At 67.2% G+C, this 17,970-nt stretch carries 20 protein-coding genes and 5 pseudogenes; 13 read left to right on the top strand and 12 right to left on the bottom strand.

Going from position 1 to position 17,970, the window contains the following annotated elements; translation table 11 throughout:
- Positions 1-543 precede the first annotated feature (543 nt).
- Together ACWD35_RS40670 and ACWD35_RS40665 are read right to left on the bottom strand one after the other, a co-directional pair.
- Positions 544-1,404 carry a nuclear transport factor 2 family protein gene (locus ACWD35_RS40670; RefSeq protein WP_451356397.1) on the bottom strand — a complete coding sequence of 287 codons (861 nt, stop codon included), beginning with the start codon at positions 1,402-1,404 and terminating at the stop codon, positions 544-546.
- A gap of 152 nt (positions 1,405-1,556) precedes the next feature.
- Positions 1,557-1,904: a hypothetical protein gene (locus ACWD35_RS40665; protein WP_451356396.1), complete on the bottom strand. Its 348-nt coding sequence runs from the start codon at positions 1,902-1,904 to the stop codon at positions 1,557-1,559.
- 22 nt (positions 1,905-1,926) lie between these two features.
- Here ACWD35_RS40665 and ACWD35_RS40660 point away from each other — a divergent pair, with 22 nt between their 5' ends.
- Positions 1,927-2,088: a hypothetical protein gene (locus ACWD35_RS40660; RefSeq protein ID WP_451356395.1), complete on the top strand. Its 162-nt coding sequence runs from the start codon at positions 1,927-1,929 to the stop codon at positions 2,086-2,088.
- Positions 2,089-2,124: 36 nt separating this feature from the next.
- Here the strand turns inward: ACWD35_RS40660 and ACWD35_RS40655 are convergent.
- Both ACWD35_RS40655 and ACWD35_RS40650 read right to left on the bottom strand, forming a co-directional pair.
- Positions 2,125-2,361: pseudogene (locus ACWD35_RS40655) on the bottom strand (helicase-related protein); the annotation flags it as partial.
- Positions 2,362-2,618: 257 nt separating this feature from the next.
- Positions 2,619-2,888, bottom strand: coding sequence for a hypothetical protein (locus ACWD35_RS40650; RefSeq protein WP_451356383.1), 270 nt, complete (start codon positions 2,886-2,888; stop codon positions 2,619-2,621).
- A gap of 246 nt (positions 2,889-3,134) precedes the next feature.
- Here ACWD35_RS40650 and ACWD35_RS40645 point away from each other — a divergent pair, with 246 nt between their 5' ends.
- Positions 3,135-3,677 (top strand): DUF4232 domain-containing protein, encoded by a 543-nt coding sequence (locus ACWD35_RS40645; protein ID WP_451356382.1) that lies wholly within the window; start codon positions 3,135-3,137, stop codon positions 3,675-3,677.
- Positions 3,678-4,172: 495 nt separating this feature from the next.
- On the opposite strand, the gene ACWD35_RS40640 is transcribed toward ACWD35_RS40645, so the two are convergent.
- Positions 4,173-4,301 (bottom strand): hypothetical protein, encoded by a 129-nt coding sequence (locus tag ACWD35_RS40640; protein ID WP_451356381.1) that lies wholly within the window; start codon positions 4,299-4,301, stop codon positions 4,173-4,175.
- Positions 4,302-4,756: 455 nt separating this feature from the next.
- On the opposite strand from ACWD35_RS40640, the gene ACWD35_RS40635 reads away from it, so the two are divergent.
- On the top strand, positions 4,757-5,200 hold the full coding sequence (locus tag ACWD35_RS40635) for a peptidase inhibitor family I36 protein (protein WP_451356380.1): 444 nt from the start codon (positions 4,757-4,759) through the stop codon (positions 5,198-5,200).
- 82 nt (positions 5,201-5,282) lie between these two features.
- Positions 5,283-6,230 carry a hypothetical protein gene (locus ACWD35_RS40630; RefSeq protein ID WP_451356379.1) on the top strand — a complete coding sequence of 316 codons (948 nt, stop codon included), beginning with the start codon at positions 5,283-5,285 and terminating at the stop codon, positions 6,228-6,230.
- Between the two features lie 524 nt (positions 6,231-6,754).
- Here ACWD35_RS40630 and ACWD35_RS40625 read toward each other — a convergent pair.
- Positions 6,755-7,474 (bottom strand): annotated as a pseudogene (locus ACWD35_RS40625) (IS256 family transposase); the annotation flags it as partial.
- A gap of 42 nt (positions 7,475-7,516) precedes the next feature.
- Here ACWD35_RS40625 and ACWD35_RS40620 point away from each other — a divergent pair.
- Positions 7,517-8,368 (top strand): transposase, encoded by an 852-nt coding sequence (locus ACWD35_RS40620; RefSeq protein ID WP_451356378.1) that lies wholly within the window; start codon positions 7,517-7,519, stop codon positions 8,366-8,368.
- A 37-nt stretch (positions 8,369-8,405) separates the two neighbouring features.
- On the opposite strand, the pseudogene ACWD35_RS40615 reads toward ACWD35_RS40620, so the two are convergent.
- The 5 genes and pseudogenes from ACWD35_RS40615 to ACWD35_RS40595 all read right to left on the bottom strand — a co-directional run.
- A pseudogene (locus ACWD35_RS40615) lies at positions 8,406-8,950 on the bottom strand (transposase); the annotation flags it as partial.
- 419 nt (positions 8,951-9,369) lie between these two features.
- A complete protein-coding gene (coaD, locus tag ACWD35_RS40610) occupies positions 9,370-9,783 on the bottom strand; it encodes a pantetheine-phosphate adenylyltransferase (protein ID WP_451356377.1) in 414 nt (137 codons plus the stop codon).
- Positions 9,784-10,042: 259 nt separating this feature from the next.
- Positions 10,043-10,591 carry a 50S ribosomal protein L11 methyltransferase gene (locus tag ACWD35_RS40605; protein WP_451356376.1) on the bottom strand — a complete coding sequence of 183 codons (549 nt, stop codon included), beginning with the start codon at positions 10,589-10,591 and terminating at the stop codon, positions 10,043-10,045.
- 26 nt (positions 10,592-10,617) lie between these two features.
- Positions 10,618-11,127, bottom strand: coding sequence for an MFS transporter (locus tag ACWD35_RS40600; RefSeq protein ID WP_451356375.1), 510 nt, complete (start codon positions 11,125-11,127; stop codon positions 10,618-10,620).
- 2 nt (positions 11,128-11,129) lie between these two features.
- A complete protein-coding gene (locus ACWD35_RS40595; RefSeq protein WP_451356374.1) occupies positions 11,130-11,939 on the bottom strand; it encodes an MFS transporter in 810 nt (269 codons plus the stop codon).
- Between the two features lie 160 nt (positions 11,940-12,099).
- Here ACWD35_RS40595 and ACWD35_RS40590 point away from each other — a divergent pair.
- The 7 genes and pseudogenes from ACWD35_RS40590 to ACWD35_RS40560 form a co-directional block, all read left to right on the top strand.
- A pseudogene (locus ACWD35_RS40590) lies at positions 12,100-12,267 on the top strand (transposase); the annotation flags it as partial.
- Positions 12,268-12,699: 432 nt separating this feature from the next.
- Positions 12,700-12,936 (top strand): hypothetical protein, encoded by a 237-nt coding sequence (locus tag ACWD35_RS40585; RefSeq protein WP_451356373.1) that lies wholly within the window; start codon positions 12,700-12,702, stop codon positions 12,934-12,936.
- A 69-nt stretch (positions 12,937-13,005) separates the two neighbouring features.
- Positions 13,006-13,200, top strand: a pseudogene (locus ACWD35_RS40580) (tyrosine-type recombinase/integrase); the annotation flags it as partial.
- Between the two features lie 228 nt (positions 13,201-13,428).
- The gene (locus ACWD35_RS40575; RefSeq protein WP_451356372.1) at positions 13,429-14,010 is read left to right on the top strand and encodes an RNA polymerase sigma factor; all 582 of its coding nucleotides are present in this window, start codon (positions 13,429-13,431) and stop codon (positions 14,008-14,010) included.
- Positions 14,007-14,387 carry a hypothetical protein gene (locus ACWD35_RS40570; protein ID WP_451356371.1) on the top strand — a complete coding sequence of 127 codons (381 nt, stop codon included), beginning with the start codon at positions 14,007-14,009 and terminating at the stop codon, positions 14,385-14,387. Before ACWD35_RS40575 ends, ACWD35_RS40570 begins: the two co-directional genes overlap by 4 nt.
- A 19-nt stretch (positions 14,388-14,406) precedes the next feature.
- Positions 14,407-14,532 carry a hypothetical protein gene (locus ACWD35_RS40565; RefSeq protein ID WP_451356370.1) on the top strand — a complete coding sequence of 42 codons (126 nt, stop codon included), beginning with the start codon at positions 14,407-14,409 and terminating at the stop codon, positions 14,530-14,532.
- A gap of 111 nt (positions 14,533-14,643) precedes the next feature.
- Complete coding sequence (locus ACWD35_RS40560; RefSeq protein ID WP_451356369.1) at positions 14,644-15,255, top strand: hypothetical protein; 612 nt, start codon at positions 14,644-14,646, stop codon at positions 15,253-15,255.
- A 522-nt stretch (positions 15,256-15,777) separates the two neighbouring features.
- On the opposite strand, the gene ACWD35_RS40555 is transcribed toward ACWD35_RS40560, so the two are convergent.
- Complete coding sequence (locus tag ACWD35_RS40555; protein ID WP_451356368.1) at positions 15,778-16,053, bottom strand: hypothetical protein; 276 nt, start codon at positions 16,051-16,053, stop codon at positions 15,778-15,780.
- Positions 16,054-16,651: 598 nt separating this feature from the next.
- On the opposite strand from ACWD35_RS40555, the gene ACWD35_RS40550 reads away from it, so the two are divergent.
- Positions 16,652-17,431, top strand: coding sequence for a hypothetical protein (locus ACWD35_RS40550; protein ID WP_451356367.1), 780 nt, complete (start codon positions 16,652-16,654; stop codon positions 17,429-17,431).
- Positions 17,432-17,970: the final 539 nt, after the last annotated feature.

Below are 17,970 nucleotides of genomic sequence, written 5' to 3'. Positions count from 1 at the left end.
CGAGTGGGGGATCGTTGGTGGGTGCCGGGCTGGGTGCCGGGGTGTTGCGGCCGGTTGCGGTGCGCCGGTTGGTGGCGCTTGAGGCTCGGGGGAGTTGACGGCGGGTCATCAGCTGCTGTCGGCTGGGTCGTTGGGGTGTCGGAGCGGACCGTGAGCGTGGCTGGTGGTGGCGCGTGTGGACGGCCGTGTGGAACGGGCTGAGCGCCGCCGGTTCGTGGTTACGCTGCAGCTGGCCCGGCGGTTGGCGTTTCATCGGGGGAGTGTGGCGGCATTGCACCGGGAGTTGGTGGCCGGGGCAGCCGCTGCGGGTGGGAAAGTGCCGTCTTAGGTTGCGGTCCCAGGTCCCGGCTGCCTGTGTGGTGATCACGGCCGGAGGCTTTTCCGGCCTCATGTGGCCTCGTCGTCGGGGGGACTCCTTCAAGGGGTGGTCGGGCAGAAGCCGCCCGTGACGACTGCCCGCCCGCTGCACTCCCACCGCTCGACGTTTCCCAGGTCAGGCATGAAAGTGCTGCTGGAGTACTGTCACTCCAGCAGCGAGGAGTACTAGGGCATCAGCTTCGGGGTGAACAGCTCCCGACCGTTTACGCCCGCGCCGTTGTCGGCCTGGGTCACGCCCCAGCGCTCCGCCAGCAGACCGTCCTGCACCCGGATGAAGTCCAGTGCGATGGTGTACTGGTCCGGGGCCATGTTGAAGCGGTTGAAGTGCGCGACGTAGTTGCCGTCAGCCACGAACAGGCTGTACTCGTTGGTGAAGCCCGGAATCTGCTTGAACATCCCCAGGAACGCCCGCAGCGTTTCCTTGCCGCTCCCCGGCGCCTCCATGTCGATGTGGATCGCGTAGTCGTCGCTCCAGTAACGGTCGACCACGGCTTCGTCGAAGTCTGCGTACAGCTCCGGCACCGCGCTCTTCACCGTCTGGCGGTTGGCCGACCGGACTTCCTCGCTTGTGTCCTGGAAAGGCATGTTCGCCGTGAACACCGGAAGGCCGTTCGGGCCGATACCGGGATCGTCCATGTAGAAGCCCCACCGTTCCCGGATCGCCTGATCCTGCACGCGGAAGATCTCCGCGGTGATCTTCGGCTCGCGGAACATCCCCCGCACCCGAGCGATCTGCACCACGAACTCGCCCTCGGCCAGGATCACCCCCACCTCCGGCGGCTCGGGCTGGGCGGAGGACCGGGTCAGGTCGATCAGCGCCTGCCGACCGTCCGGCAGGTAGATGTCGTGCTGCTTGAAGTCCGCTGCGTACAGCTCCTCGGCGGCCTTGACGTCGCGGCCGACGATCACTTCGCGATACGCGCGGCGGATGATCTCCTTGTTCGCTCTTGCGGTAGCGCGCTCGCCGGTTCGGGGTTGCGGTCGCTCATCGGACACCTCGGTCGGCGCCGGGTTCTGCAGATCCATCGGGAATCCCTCCTTCGGCACCCAGCGGTGCGGCCTCCACAGCATCCGGAGGGGTGCCTCATGTTCTCGACGGCACCACATAACCCGAGGCGCCCCTCCGATTGTTGGGATGGGGTGCATGACACCTCGGCTTTCGTCGTTCTGACTGATCGTCATGCAGGTCGCCCACACGGGTGGCGGAGCGTGGTTGGCGCCGCGAGGTGCCGGATAGCACAGAAGCACCGGCGGTGTTCTCGTCTCCTGCGCAGAGGGACCCGCCGATGCTTCCCGATACGGCCGGCGTAGTCGGCGCCGAATCCCTGGCGTTCGCGGTTCCAGTTGTCCCCAGTGGTCTGGTGGAATCCGAGCAGGCGGCTGAAGACGAGGGCGGGCAGCTCCGAGGCGAGGTCCATCAGCGCCGTGTGGCGGGCGAGACGGGGCGAGATGCCGATCGCCCTGAGGCGCCGTCCGAGGGTGTGCGGGTCGATCGGCTGTCCCGGATATCCGGCCGTCCTCGTCACGCTGGACGTGCACCTTGCGCTCGTGCTTGCTGCGGGTCAGGGCGCGGGAGGCGAGCTGCTCGACCAGTCGTTCATCGTGCGAGAGCAGGCCCTCGAGCAGCTTGGCCAGTCCGTCGTAGGCGCGGCTGGTGAGCATGTTGTCGGGTGTCTCGCCGGCCCCGAGCAGGACGGGCACCACGAGTGAGGCGACCTTACTGTCGCCGGGTTGGATGCGTAGGGCGCGGCCAACGGCTTGGACGAGGTCGGGCATGGAGCCGCGGACGTCGGCGAAGTAGACGGAGTCGCAGTTGTTGGTGTCGACGCCTTCACCCAGGATGCGCACGGACCCGAGGAACGCCTTCTCGACGACGGTGCCGTCGGTGGAGATCCCATCCGCGAATTCGGTGAGAACGCGCCGTCGGTGGTCTGCTTGGTGGTCTCCGCAGAGCCAGTCGGCCCAGATCGTCTTGGGGTACAACTCAGAAGCTGTGTCACAACCCCTTTCCGCAGGCCACGGCGTTGTGAAGTGTGGCAATAGCTCTTCTGCCGTTCGGCTGTGCGTCGATGGGGCGGGCAGCCGAACGGCAATGAAGTGTGTTTCAGGTAGCTGCCGGGAGAGGAGCTGGGTGCTGGGTGCGGCTGAGAGGAAGGGGCCGACTGGGTAGTGCGGTCAGAGGTCCTGCGAGCGCTGGGCAGGGGCGGACATCCTGGGTGTCCGCCCCCGCCCAGGATGGGTTACGCGTCGGCGAACGGATCGCCCAAGACGCCAGCAAGCCGGATGAGTCCCGGACTGTCGCCGTCAGTGACCGATGCGTAGATGGTGTAGGACCATCCTTGATCGGCTGCGTACCGCGTTGTCCAGGCCAGGAGTTCGTCGATGTCGACCTCGCGCAGGATCTCGTACTCGTGTGCGGTGACCGTCTTCACGTCCCAGAAGTAGACGCGGTACCGGGCATGGTCTTGCTCCCAGACGGTGTCACGGGGGTCGATGCCGCGAATGTCCATGAAGTGAGCCTAGGGCAGCGGAGACTCCTAGCCGACTGGCCTCCTCGCTGATCGAGCATGGCCGGCACGCCTGACAGCATCCTGTGCGACGTCCTGACTGTCCGGGCCCCCACGTCCTGGGAGCCTGGCTGGCGGGAAAAGGTTCTCCGGCAGACCGAACGCCCCCCGGGCATTGCGCGTCTTCAGGTGCGTAGGCGCGCACTGACCTCGCGCGCCGATTCGTATCCGAGGGGAACCCGAAACTTCATGAAGAGCAAACTGACCGCCGTGGCCCTTGCGGCCGTCGTCGTCGCCGGCACCGCCGCTACCGCTATCCCGGCCTCGGCCGCCCCCGCCAAGTCCCAGCCGACCCGCTGCCACACCGCCGACCTGAAGGCTGGCTTCGCCATGGGGGATGACGCGAAGCCGGAGATGGAGCAGTCCGAGAAGCAGACCCAGGCATACATCTGGTTCACCAACCAGAGCAAGCGCACCTGCACCCTGTCCGGCTTCGCCGGTGTCGACATGATCGGCGCTCAGAAGACCGACGGCACCTGGTCGCTGGTGCGCTCCTCCAAGAAGCCCGAAAAGATGATCCTGGAGCAGGGGGACACGGTGGACTTCAGCATCAACCTGCTCCCGGTGGCCGAGTCCACACCGCAGAAGGAGAAGTTCGTTCCGGCAAAGTTCCTGGTCACCCCGCCGAACGAGACGAAGCACTTCACCCTGAAGTGGCCGTTCGGCGGCCAGATCCTCAAGCAGGACGGCGCCACCCACCCGGCCACCTACCTCAACCCGGTCGGACTGTAACCAACTGGACATCCTCGTCCGCGCCTGAACCGTTTCCGGAGAAGGCAAGCCCGCCATGAGCGACACAGTGGTACCCCACTGACCGACTGACCCGCCCCCTCCCGACCGGGAGAGGGCGGGTCAATCGGGCCTCGGACCTTTCCTTCTCGCCCGACGGCAAACTCCTCGCGGTGGTGCACCCCAGCGGCTGGGTCGGTCTGTGGGACAACGACGTCCGCCACAGCCTCGCCCGCATGCCCAGCAGCACCGTGCGCGGCGGCACCCGCTCCGGCGCCTCACTGCCGGACGCTGTCTTCTCCTCCGACGGCAGCATGCTGGCCGCCGCCGCCGCCGCCGTCGACACGGACACGGTGCAGCTGTGGGACGTCGATGCTCACCTCTCCCTGGGCCAGCTGCTCGACATGGGCGGCCGGGAGATCAATGCCATGGCTTTCGACGGCAACGTGCTGCGCGCCCTCAGCGGCAGCCGCGTCCAGTCCGTCGCTGCATGGTCGTTCAGGGTTTCACCCCGTCGTCGATGTCCGCGCGGCGCATCCACGTCGACTGCGTCACCGCGTGGACTCCGAAGTCGGCGGCCACCTGCTCCAGCGGCACACCCGAGCCGCGGTTCCTCGCGACCCGCACGACGTCCTCGCGGAACTCTTCGGGATAAGGCTTGGGCGCAGCGACATCCTTCTCACCGGTCCTACAGGGCAAGCCAGTTCAGATCACCCGATCGTGCAGCAGACCCTTATCCGGTGTTGCCAAGCAACCCTGCAGGTCCAAGGGTTACGGACTCATCAGGCACATTAGCCAAGTCACGTGGCGTCTTCCTGTGAGCCGCAGGGGTCGGTAACTGCTGCCGACGGAGATCACCGACTCGGCAGGTATCGGCGGACGTCCGGTGAATCCTCGATTCTGCTTCGGTGCCGGGGACCGCGCTGACCATCGGATCGGCCACCGGATTGGCCGAAACTAAACATACACCGGTTCGATTCAAGATCTACTGTTCCCACCGAGGGGGCCGCTTCTGCCTGCCCTCTCGAGCTCAGGAACCGGTCGCCGCACCACCCGACCTGCCCAACGGAGGAGAACTCGAAATGTCCGTGAAGAAGACAGGCTCACGCGTCGCCTTGGTCGGCGCGGCTGCCATGCTTGCGCTCGGTGGCCTGGCCGGGCAGGCCAACGCCAGCTACGTCAACATCGACAGCTGGCACACGTTCACCTGCTCCAACAGCGCCCCGGCGGCCTACTATTGTCTCTGGTACAACTCCAACCATGGCGGCGGCATCTGGTCCAGCAGCGACAAGGCCGTTCCGACACTGTCCGGTAACTTCAGTGACGGTAACCCCGTGAGGAACGACGCCGCATCCGCCGAGAACGCGAGCGCCTGCGACGTGGGCATTTGGGTCTACCCCAACTACGTGGGAGACGAGAACTGGTTGAGCCCCAGCATGGGCGGCAACCTCAACTCGTGGCTGAAGAACAACGAAGCGTCGATCGCCATGGACGATGCCTCGCGCTCCTACTGCCCCACCGTCTGACGGTCCCCGTCCCATGCCCAAGACCTGCCCGCCGGCTGACACCGGTGGGCAGGCCGCCTCGCGAACTCGGAGGAGAAGAACCGTGACTGCCGCAGCGAGAGTCCGCCGAAGGCGGCTCCTGGCGATGGCGCTGATCGCCCTGGCGGCAAGTGGGTGCTCCGCCGAGCAGGCGGTGTCGCCGCCCGCCCCAACGCTGCCACCTGCTGCGATACCGACGCCCACTCCTGGCCCCAAGCAGGTTGCCACGCTCCGGTTGCCGATCGTGGACTACATGCTCACACCCCAGCAGGCGGCCGAACTGAAGTGGCTGAACGCCGAGAAGGTCGCTGTGTGCATGAAGCAGTACGGCTTCGACCTGCCCGTGGCGCCGAGTCCGGTCGTCTCGCCCTCCGACTCCGTCATGTTCCGTCGCTACGGCGTCACCGATCCGGCAAGCGTCAGCACCTGGGGATACCACCTGCCCAGACGCGGCACTGCTGCCCCGCAAGCCACGCTCTCCCCGGCGGAGAACGCCGTGCTGCTCGGCCGGGACGCCGCCGGCAAGCCGATGACCAGCTCGAACGGGCAGGCGGTGCCGACCGGAGGATGCCAGGGCAAGGTCAACACCGACCTCAGCTCACTCCATACGGGCGGGCCGGGCTCAAGCGGCGGCACGTCCCAACTCGCCGCTCGGACCAAGGGAGAGAGTTTCGCTCACTCGATGGCTGATCCGCGCGTGCAAAAGGTTTTCGGGCGCTGGTCGGAGTGCATGCGCGGCGACGGGTTCAGCGCGCCGAACCCGATGGAGGCCGGAGCGGATCTGCCGTCCGTGAAGGAGCCCAAGCCGGACGCCGCCGAGATCCGCATGGCGCAGGCCGATGTGGACTGCAAGACGCGCACCAACCTGGTCGGGATCTGGTTCGCCGTCGAAGCCGACTACCAGAAGGCCGCGATCGCCCAGCAGCCGAAGGCGTTCGCCAGGCTCAAGGCGGAACGTGACGCGCAGGCCGCCCAGATCGAGCAGCTCGTCGCCGATCTGGCCAGCCGCTGAGGCCGCATCCGGCGGGCCGCGCGGCGGTCCTGGACACTCACTCCCAGGCGTACTCCGCCAGTTGGAAGGCGGACTTCCGCGATTGCGCGATGCTCACCCGCGGCTGCGAGCACGGCACCGCCCTGGCCGACGCCCGCTTCCGGATCGCCGCCTGGACCGACCGCGGGGAAGGCCCGACCGCGGCTGGGTGGAGAAGGACATCGACGGCCTGGACGGCTGGGCCGCCCTGGTCGACGGCCGACTCGTCATCACCCGGGATCCGGACGGCCGGCCGGAACCGGTCCTGACCGCCCTCCAACGGACAGGCCGCGCACACCCGGCGAAGTACTTCGCTGGGCCTTCAGCAGACTCGACGCAACCCGGCGCCCGCAGTCTCCGGGAGAGCAGGACGCACAGCGCGCCTCGCGCCACGCAGTTGTCACCGGTTCCGCGACAGAACGTCACCGCGATAGGCTCCGCTGCGGGAATGTGTTTTTCCTTGTGTAAGCCCTGGTGGTGACGCTACTTGTTGAGGCTCGTGGTTCCTACTGGTAGTTGGTGACGCGGTCGCCGTAGTGGCCGGCGAGGGTGTTGATGGCCTCCTTCCAGTTGTGGGTCCTGCTGCGCGAGGACCCGGTGGGGTTGCGGCGGTTGGGCCGGCGGTCGCGGATGACGAGGTAGAGCACCTTCAGGGCGGCCTCCTCGTTCGGGAAGTGCCCGCGTCGCTGAGTGGCCTGACGGAAGCGGCAGTTGAGATGCTCGATCATGTTCGTCGTGTAGACGATCTTCCGGATTTCAGGCGGGAAGCGCAGGAACATGATGAAGTGCTCCCAGCTGCGCCGCCAGACCGCGACCAGCGCCGGATAGCGGGCGCCCCAGATCACCTCGAACTCGACGAACCGCTGCTCGGCGGCGTCCGCGGTGGCGGCCGTGTAGACCTGCCTCGGTTCCCTGGCGATCTGTGACCAGTGCTTGGTGGAGGCGTACTTGAGGCTGTTGCGGTCCATGTGGACCACGCTCAGCCGGATGTCCGCCAGCGGCCAGATGCCGCTGATCGAGTCCGGCAGGCCCTTCAGGCCGTCACAGCAGGCGATCAGGACGTCCTGGACGCCACGGTTCTTCAGCTCCGCCAGCCAGGTCATCCACTGTTTGGCGCCCTCGCCGCCGGAGCCGACCCACATCCCGGGCATGTCCCGCTCGCCCTCCAGATTGATGCCGACGGCGATGTAGACCGGGCGGTTGGCGACCGCCCCGTCGCGGATCTTGGTTCTGTCGACGATCTTGTGATCCGGACGATTGAGCGGGTCATGTTGGCTGTTCGCGATCATGCATCGAGTGCTCTCGTGATGTGCTCTTGGACGCCCGACGAGCCCGAGGCTGAGCCCGCGGTGGTCCAGCCATGGGCAGAGCTGAAGATTGTGACCCGGCTGCGTGAACAGCATGCCGCTGCCCACGAGTTGTGGGAGCAGGGGATGTCGAAGGCGGCGATCAGCCGGAAACTCGGGCTGCACCAGGCCACCGTCCGCAAGCTGATCAACGCCCGCTCCGCTGACGATGTCGTCGCCAAGAGCCTCCAGCGAGCGCACATCGTCGACCCGTACATCGGCTACCTGCACCAGCGCTGGAACGAGGGCATCAGAAACGCCGCACAGCTCTACCGCGAGATCCAGGAACTCGGCTATCCCGGGGGCGAGTTGGCTGTCCAACGTCACCTGCGGCGCTACCGAACCGGGCGCGGACACGCGCCCGCACCCGGGCCCAAGCCGCCATCGGTCCGCGAGGTCACCTCCTGGATCATGACCCACCCCGAACACCTACGAGACGAAGACGCCGACAAACTGCACCGCCTCCGCCAACGGGACAGCGAGCTGGACCGGCTCACCGGCCACGTCAGGAATTTCGCAGCCATGATGACCGGACGCCACGGCGACCGCCTCGAGGACTGGATCACCAGCGCCGAGCAGGACACCTTGACCCCTTTGGCCTCCTTCGCCCGCAACCTCCGCCGCGACTTCGACGCCGTCCGCAACGGCCTGACCCTGCCGCACAGCTCCGGCGCCGTCGAAGGCAACATCAACCGGCTGAAGATGCTCAAACGCCAGACGTTCGGCCGCGCCGGACTCGATCTCCTTCGCAAACGAGTCCTGCTCGCACGATGAGTCCAGACCATCCGGATCACAAGACGGTCGACAGAACCCGGATCTTCAGCACGATCGCGTCGATCATTTGGACGGCGTAGGTGCGGTCCAGGGGGCGGTTGTGCCATGCATCGAGTTCCTCGGTCACCTTGTCGGTGGCCCGGGAGATCAGGTCCCGGGAGACGCCCACATCGTAGATCTCCGCGAGGTGGGCCTGGATCTCTCCAGTGGTCAGGCCCTTGGAGTACAGGGAGAGGATGGCCTCGTCGAAGCCCTCGGCCCGCCGCTGGTGCTTGGGCACGATCTGCGGGCTGAAGCTGCCGTTGCGATCCCGTGGGACATCCAGCTCGACCGGCCCGACATCGGTCGGCACCCTTGCCGAGGTGCTCGGTCATCTCGGCCTCCAAGGCGCCCTCCAGGACCAGCTTCACCAGTCCCTTGAGCAGGCCGTTCTCTCCGACCAGGTTCACCCCCTCCGAGCGGGCCCGGGCCACCGGTTGCTCCGCCAGTTCGCGGTCCGGCTCGGTCAGTCTCGGTCAGTCTCGCCAACTCGGCTCCCGTGCGTACGATGCTCGAACCACAGGAACTACCCACTAATGGCAGAGCCCTGAGTAACTGTCACGCCAGCGGAACACGCCAACGACAAGCCCGGCTCTGATAGGACTGCTGATCAGTGTGTCGCAGACCGGGTTTTCCTCTGGACACGGAGCGATGCGCAGGTTCGTTGGACGCTGCGCAGTTTCATTGGTCCACGACAAGCTGACCTGACGCAACCGAAGGTTGGGCGATTCTCATCGAAGGTTGAGTGACTGCTCCTGGGCGTCGTCGTTCGTTGGGGGCTTATGGGGTACGACTATTCTGATCTGTGGCGATGGCTGCGCGGCCGGTGAATCGTCGCGCACGTCCACGTGGCCCGCCGCGGCATCGACTCCTCCGAACGCCTGAGCGCCGGGGCGACCTATTCGCCGCCTTCCTCACCCTTGCTGCGGCCCTCACCTGCTGGAAGAAGCTTGCTCGAATCATCATTCGTGTTGACTCATCGCGGTGACGAGGGTGGAGGAGACGTGGGCCAGGGCGGGGTCTGCAGCGATGAAGAACGTTTCGACTCCGGCCAGTTCGTGGTTCATGCGGGCCATCGGCATTTCGTACTCCAGGTCGTGAACGTTGCGGACTCCGCGGATGACGACGTCGATTCCGGCTCGGCGGCAGTAGTCGACCAGCAGGCCGCCGGTGTGGGAGTCGACCGTGACGTTGCTCAGGTCAGTTGCTGCCGCGCGGAGCCGGCCCAGCCGTTCGGCGATCGGGAAGCGGCCGGTCTTGTTCGAATTGAACATCACGCAGACGACGACCTCGTCGAACAGGAGGGCGGCGCGGCGCAGAACGTCCTGGTGCCCTTGAGTGACCGGGTCGAAGGATCCTGGGAAGAGGGCTCGCATGATCGGAAAGAGTAACAAGCGGCCGGCCCCGGTAGTGAAATGCCAGGGCAGCCAAGCCACCAAGATCAAGCGTGCCAGGGAGAACGCCCAGCGAGACGGGACAACCGTAACGTCGCACGTAGACCACGGCCATGTGGGACACACTCTTAGGTGGTTGGCAGCGGCGAGACGTTCGATGAAGGGGTTGATGCCTTCGCCGGCGATGGGCCGGACCTGCCGGGAGCTGGGAGGGCGGGTGGGGGTTGGTCATCGTGTCCGGTCAGGTGCGGCCGACGGTGTCGTCGCTGTCCAGATGGTTGACGGCCTCGAATATTGTGCTGGCGTCGGGGCTTCGGCGTTTGAACCTGCGTGGTGGCTGGTGCGGGAGTGCGACACGGATGAGGCGTCGTCCGAGCCGTGGATAGCGGTGGCGAAGGACACTTCGGTGGACACCGTCGTGGAGTGCGTCACCGAGTAGGAGCACGAGGTCGACGCGGTCGTTCAGGCCGGTCCGCGTGCGGTCGACCCTCTCGGGGAACGGCCTTGTGCGGTCGGGTTCGGTGGCGACACGTCCTGGCGCGTCGACGAGAGCAAGTTGGAGTTCACCGATTTGGGTGCGCTGGGCGAGAATCTCGGCCTGGGCGACTTTGAGACCTTCCTCGGCGTCCTTGAGGTATTTGACTCCGACGACCGTTCCTGCGGTCAGCTGCGAGGCCATGGCCGCGAGGATGCCCGTGCCCGTTCCGGCGTCGAGGACACGATCACTGTCTGCGATCGACTCGGTCATGGCGTTGTGGAACGCGGTCAGGCGCGTGGCGTCGGCGAGCATGCGTGCGTGGTGGTGCGCCTCGAGCATCAGACCTTCTCCTCAGTTGTCTGCTTGATGGGGAGAGTTGCCGCGATGCGGTCGTTGCTGAGCCAGTGGAACAGGGCCGGCCCGAGAGCGATGACGATGGCGCCGACGATGATGAAGGGCCAGGACAACCCGAGTGCGCGGGCCAGGAGACCGCCCAGGACCGCTCCCAGGGCGGAGGCGCCGGTCGACAGCGTGCGGAAGACGGCGGTGACGCGACCGAGCATGTGGTCCGGGATGAGCCGGGCCCGAAGGCTGACGGCGATGACCGATTGGGTCACCACGACGAATCCGTCCAGGGCCATCAGGGCGCTGAGAGCGACGACGTGGTCGGCCAGTCCCACGGCAGCGGTCGCCGCGCCGGACACGACGGTGGTCCACAGCAGGGTCGTGCCGGGGCGCGTGAGCTTGCCGACGCGGTCGCCGTACATGCCGCCGAGGAAGGCTCCGACCGCACCGCCGGTGAGGACGAGACCGAAGGTGGAGGGGCTTGCATCGAGACGTTCGACCACGGTCAGGGAGACGAGGCTGTAGGCGGCCGAGCTTGCCAGGTTGCCGACCCCGAACAGGACACACGGGGCGCCGGCAGGGGCTGGCCGGTGAAGCCACGTACTCCCGCTTTGAGGTCTTCCACGAAGGTGGTCGTGGCCCTGCCGGGCGCCCGCTTGCTGTGCGTGAGGGGGAGCACGGCCAACAGCAGTGCGGCCACGACGTAGCCGGCTGCGCCCAGGACAAAGGGAGCGGAGACTGCGAGCGCGAAAACGCTGCCGCCCAGCGGGGGACCGGCGAAGTTGTTGGCGACGGTGTAGGTCGCGTAGAGCCTGCCGTTGGCCCGTTCGAGCTGGTGGTCCTCGACGAGCAGGGGCACCAGTGCCGAGGAGGTGTTGTCGTAGAGGGTTTCGGCCAGGCCGAACAGGAACGACAAGGCGTACAGCATGAGGATGTGCACATGCCCGGTGGCCAGGGCCAGGGCCAGGGCCAGGGCCAGGGCCGGCAGGCCGACACCCAGGGCCCGGGTGATGCTCGCTGTGCGCAGGAGGAGCACGCGGTCGACGCGGTCCGCCAGCGTTCCCAGCGGTACCGAGAACAGCAGCCACGGCAGGTACTGCATGGCGGTGATGGCGGTGATGGCCAGGGGGTCGCGGGTGAGGGTCAGGGCGACCAGCGGTGTGGCGGACAGCAGCATCCCGTCGGCGAGGTTCGACGTGGCCGTGGATGCCCATAATTGCCGAAGGTTTTCGTTTCGGCACGGCCGTTCCGGGGGCGCAGGAACGCGCCGGACCGATTCGTGGCGGTTGGGGCAACGGCGTGGACACAGGGCCACGAAAGTGATCGCTCAGCTGCGTCCCGGCTGCGGGGTGGGAGTTATCGCGTTCTTGTCCGGGGCGGTTCTCGTTTCGATGTCCGGGGTGGTGGATGCGGTGGTGTGGGTTGATCGGCTCGTCTTACGGGTGTTGGGGGTGGTGGTTGACGGGGCTGGGTACGCGATTGAGTCGGTGAACGCGCGGATACGACGGGCGGTCAAGGCCCGCGGACACTTCCCCAACGAGCAGGCCGCCCTGAAGTGCGTCTACATGGCGATCATGTCGCTCGACCCCACCGGCAAGGGCCAGGCCCGCTGGACCATGCGGTGGAAGACCGCGCTGAACGCCAGTCAAGGTCTGCGCCGCCTGGCGGGCGGCTTCCGGCGTCGCACACAGCCCCTACTGGCCCAACATCCGGGCCGCGCCGCCCCACGCGGCCATACCAGGAGTCGACGGCATCCACACCTTCGCGCTGGTCATCGACGAGGACCAGCACCGCTCGCTGGCTGACTACTGCCGCACCATGCTGCGCCGGCTGCAGGAGCACTACAACGCGCGCGCCCAGGCCCGCTGACAGGCGACATCCCCGGGGCTGTGCGAGCCGCGTCCAAGCGGGCGCACCGCGCGGCGCCGCGGCGAACCGCACCCACGCCCCACCTGAATCTGGGGGGCCAGGCACCGAGGTCCCGCATCGGCAGGCAGCAACAGCGGGGGAACGCCCGCCAGCGGCCGGCAACTCACGCGTGGTCTGGTGGCGGTGGCTGCTCGGTGTCCCTCGCCGTGCTCTCTCCCGCAGTCTCCGGAAATCCGGCCGCACTGTTCCCCGGTATGGACTTCGACGTCTTCCCGCTGAAGTATCCGAGCATCGTCTCGGTCCCCCTGGCCTTCTTGCTCGGATGGCTGGGCTCCGTGATGGGCAAGGAGAGGAGCCATCCGGCCACCCGGTCCGCCTTCGAGCTGCGCATGCTCGTGGGCAGTCCTCGTAAAGGCGACCCCACGAGTTCCTTCTGCCGGTGATCGGACCAGGATATTGGCTAGTTTGTCCGGCCTGACGAGGTACGGGATTGCGTCTTCGAATACAGCGACGTCCACGGGACCCGTCCGTCGGTCGGTAAGCAGTGGACCGACTCGGGGGAGACCCACGACGACCGCGGGCTCAAGAATCGGCCGACTGAGGATGTTCGACGTGTGCTCATTCCGCCCCAGCTCGTAGCGGTGCTGCAGGATCACCTCGCAACGTTCGGCACGGCGGATGACGGGCGGCTCTTCTGCAGTGAGCGTCTGCAGCAGCGCTGGGGGGTGAATCCTTTCCGGACCTCCCCGTCTCTTATCTGTGTACCGGCCGAACGGGCCGGCAGAACCGGGAGGAAACACCAATGATGGTCACTGGCCTCGTAGTGATCGGAGCCCTGCTCGTGGGCGCGTGCAGCTGGCACCTGATGCGGCGCTACAGGAGCCGAAGCTGACCAGCGTCTGCGCAACGGAGCGCCTTCCGAGGATGAGTAGCGCATGAACCAACGCTTCCCCTGGCCGGACGAGCGGCTGATCAAGGCCGCTCAGGACGGCGACGTCCCTTCGCTCACCACCGTCGTCATGAAATCGCAGCCTCATGTGCGCAAGTTCGCCATATCGCTGTGCGCCTCACCGCAGGACGCGGAGGATGCGGCGCAGGAGGCGCTGATCATCCTCTACCGGAAGATCGGCACCTTGCGGGCCACTGGCGCGCTTGCCTCATGGCTGTTCCGGATTGTGCGCAACGAATGCCTCCGTCAGGTACGGCTGCTCGTCTCGCGGAGCGACGATGCGTCGGCCGAACCGGAGGCGTCCGAGGAACCGTCCGCCGAGGACAGGGTGCTGCACGGGCTGGAGATGGAGCGGATCGCGGCTGCGGTCTGTGCCCTTCCCCGTGACCAGCGGCAGGTCCTGATCATGCGGGACGTACAGGGCCTGCCTGGCAAGACCGTCGCCCATTCGCTCGGTCTGAGCAACGCCGCGATGAAATCGCGGCTGCACAGAGCACGCGCAGCACTGCGCCACTCACTGACAGTGACAGATCAAGTCATCGACGAACCAGTCAGCGGAGACTCATGACCGTGAACACCGTGAAGCCCGCCCAGGGGGCGAAGATCCGGGCCACCGTACAATCCGCGGCGCCCGAGGGGAACTTCGCCAGCAAGTCCGTCCCGCGCCACCTGGCGCGCGGCGCCATCGGCTTCGGGCTGATCATCGGCTCGACCGGCCTCGTGCCCGTCGCCGGCCCGGCCGCCCTGCTGGCGGCCCCGTTGGCGCTGATCGCCTTCCGCGGCTGCCCCACCTGCTGGATGATCGGCCTGGCGCAGACCATTTCCCGCGGCCGTCTGGCGCGCCAGTGTGTGGAAGGCGTCTGCACCCTCACCAAGGCGCACCCGGCGGCAAAGGCCGCAGACGAGCCGACAGCCGACATCAACGTCCCGGCCGCTTCCCGGTGACCAGGCCACGGTCTTTCACGTGGACCGCGAGCTGGCGAACGCCCGCCCCGTCGGCTTCAATCAGCTCCGCGCGGCGGGCTACGCGAACATCGTGGCCGGCCTCCGCGAGATGTCCTACGAACCCTTCCGGCGCCGGCTCACCTGACCGGGGGGCACCTCGCCCCAGCCGCGCGCATGGTACGGGAGAGCTACTCAGTTGTTCCTTGAGTACGTCGACTCATGATCGCCTTCCGGGCTGGTTCCTTTCGTGGCCTGCATGGATACGGACTCGACCTCCCCCGACACCGCGGCTGCAGGCGATATGCGGTGGTTCAGCGGCTGCGCGATCGCAGCGGTTGTTCTCGCCGTCGTGGTGGCGTTCGGAGCCTGCGCGCTGGAGGACGTCGAGAAGGGCCTGGACGGGTACGGGCAACTGGAAGAACAGGACGGCGCGTCAGGAAGCGTCGCCGATCCCCTCGGCCCCGGCGCCACGGCCCGGTACGAAGACGGCCTGAAGATCACCGTCAGTGCGCCGCGCGCCGAGGCCGACGGCACCTACGCCATATCCGTGACCTACGACAACGGCACCGACGAGGAACTGCACCCGGGCGGGGAGTCGTTCGACGGCAGCGTCTCGGAACTGGGCCCCGCGCCGCTCGTCGTGCGCCCCGGCAAGTCCCTCGACAACTACGTCACCGACTACGACTTGACCGTGCTGGACCGGGGGAGTGTCGCCGCCATGCTCTGGTCCCCGCTCGCCGGGGGTGACCAGCGCACCGTCCTGGTCCGCTTCAAGCCGACCCAGGCCGGCATCCCGGTCACGGTCGAGGTGGCGCCGCCCGACGCTGGCTACCGGGAGACGGCCTACTTCCAGCTCACCGCCGGCTGAGCCGCCCGGCGAGCCGTGCCACCAGACATGACGCGGGCCCGCAGGGAGCATCCGCGGCCCGACGACGCCTGCATCCTGTAGCTTCCGCCGCTTACTCTTATCAAGTTGACCGCATACTCCGTCTCAGCAGGACACGTACGTCCTCACGCAGGCCCCGACGCCACTGGCGGACCGGGGCCTTTCGCATGCTCGGAGGGATTCAGCGGAGGACGGGACCTGGCTTACGGCCCGCGAGGCCGCCGAGCTGACGAGCGTCAGCGTCGTGACGGTATGTTCGTGGGTCCGCCGAGGCCACCTGAAAGTCGAAGCTCCTCGATCACCGAGGCCAGAAGCTCTTCCGGCATCTGTCCGTCGCCAAGGGCGAGAAGGCCACGAGGGTCAAGGCCAAGCGCGTGCTGGTCCCTGCCGCCTGACGCCCCTCCCGGGAACGCCAGACGGCTGGCTCAGTCAGCTCTCCTCTTCGGCCTCCGGCCTGACGACCTGTTTGATCACGGTCCGCGCGTGGGCGAGGGCGCCGGCGAATCAGGAGTCGGGGTCGACGGCGGCACTTTCACAGGGGGTGAGGTAGCCGGGCGCCGCATCCCGCAGGAAGCTCAGCGGCAGCGGCCCGGTGACGCCGAGGCGGTGGGCGTCCATCGCCGCGCTGATCAGGGCCTTGCCGCAGACGCCGTCCGGGCCGTCCGGGTCTTCGTAGTGAGTCACCAGGTCGGGTCCGGCGGCCAGCACCTGGGTGATGTCGGTTCCCGCGGTCTCCGGGGCGGCGGCCAGAGACGCGTCATGCCGGGCGGTGTCACGCACGGTGTCCAGATTGTCCGCGAAGGAGACAGGGAAGCGGACGTAATGCGCCTAGGCCAGCAGCGTCCGGCCTGCCGATGGGGGTCCGGCTGGCCGGACCCTGAAGGGGCGCCGGCGGTGAGGGCCTTGTCGTGATCGGGCCACAAGGTGGCGAACGCGAGGAACGGGCCGTCGTCATCGAGGCGGCGCAGCAGCGCGGCCGAGGCGGCCAAAGCCGACCGCTTCCTCGCTTTCACCAGCATCGCCTGCACTCTCATCTGCTGCCGCAGGCTCTGCGGGGCACGTTCAAGTGCCCCCCACGGGCGTGGAACGCCTTCGCCGCCCCGCGGGTTGGCCGCCCACTTGTCGCCCTGCGTGCGCTTCACCGGCCGCTCCTCCTCGGTGGCAGGGGCTAGGGAGAACGGGGTACAGCCGGACGGGGGACGCAGGTGCCACGGTACGAGGGAGTGCGGGAGGTGGCTGATCATCGGCCCGGCCGTCGGGATGTGCCCGCCAGGCCCTTGACCGGGTGCCGCTTCGACGGAGGATGGGGGAAGAGAGCGGGTCTGCGTGGTGAAGTGTGGGCCTCTGATAACTCCGACAGCAGGGAGCGTTTCTTCCGATGACCGCACAGCCCGCACGCCCTGAGCGCAGCGGTCCCAAGACCGCCTCGGTCATGGATGTCTCGCCGTTCAAGCCTTCTCTCGTCAAAGCGGTGTTCAGGGACGTGACCCCGATGCACGTCTCTCGGTCGGCCGCGTGGGCCGCCGCGTCGGTGACGCGGACAGTGCTGACGGAGATCATCGACGGCGCGAGGAGAGCGGCGGCGGAGGAGGCCCGGAAGAAGCTGATTCCCGGGGACCTTCTCTCGGCGATCGAGCGGAACGTCGAGCTCGAGGTGGGGGACAAGTGGTACGACCACAGCCCGACGTTTCAAGGCCTGACCGGTGTCCTGTACGACGCCGAGGGTGTCATCGTGCCTTCTGGTAAGCGCAGCAGGTCGCGCAAACCGAGTGCTGTGGTCGGCGCGCACAGGTTCGAGGCCGGGGTCAAGAAGCTGCTGTGGAGCCAGGGGGCGACGGCCGTCCCGGCGATGGTCCGCGACCTGGACGGAATCGCGAGCGTGTTCCTGACGGACCTCGCCCGGGACGCGGCCATGGTCGTCCGCGAGGGTAGGGTCAAACGTTTCGGTACGGTCACCCTGGTGATGTCGGGTGAACCGGCCTCACCCCCGTTCCTCAAGGATTCCCTCCGGGCCCTGTCCGCCCGCAGGGGGGACGGGCGGACCATCGGCAGGGATGACATCCTGGCCGCCACCACGATTCAGTTGTTCGGCGGCAACCTCAGGCAGCGAGCCCTCACCGAGGCACGCGAGGCGACACAGAACACTTCGGCCGGCTGAGCGGGTGCGACCAACATCGCCGCCTGCACCCTCATCTGCTACCGCAGACTCGCCAAATGAGATGGCTCTTACTCTGCCCCGTCAATTCGGCGGCGACTCCATGATCCCTCTGACCAGGGTCGCGAAGTGTGTTCGCGCGTGCTCGTAACGGTCGACAGCTCTTCCGCATCGGGACTGATACTCAACCGGTGACACGTCACCCCGCCGGACATCCTCCACGAAACGGCGCAGCTCACGTGCTGCTGCCCAAACCTCTGCGGCCGACCACCTTGCATCGTCGGGTCCTACGAGGGCCAAGCGGGCTTGTGTGGTGTACAGCGTGTGCACGGCCAGACCGAGGGTGTCACTCACGGTCTGGAGCACTTCAGGGCTGGGAGCCGATCGCATGCTGGCACCAGGCACATCATCCCTCGCCGCTATAGGCATCATGGACCGGTCCACGGACTGTCCCTCCCCTCGTAGCGTGAAGACCGTGACTGCAGGGGAAGTTGGGAGTCATGGCGGAGAAGCGACGGAAGTTCGATCCGGAGTTCCGTGAG

The organism is Streptomyces sp. NPDC002671 (assembly GCF_053592475.1).
Note: the sequence above shows the minus strand (reverse complement) of the source record. Positions and strands in the feature narration are given on the sequence as shown.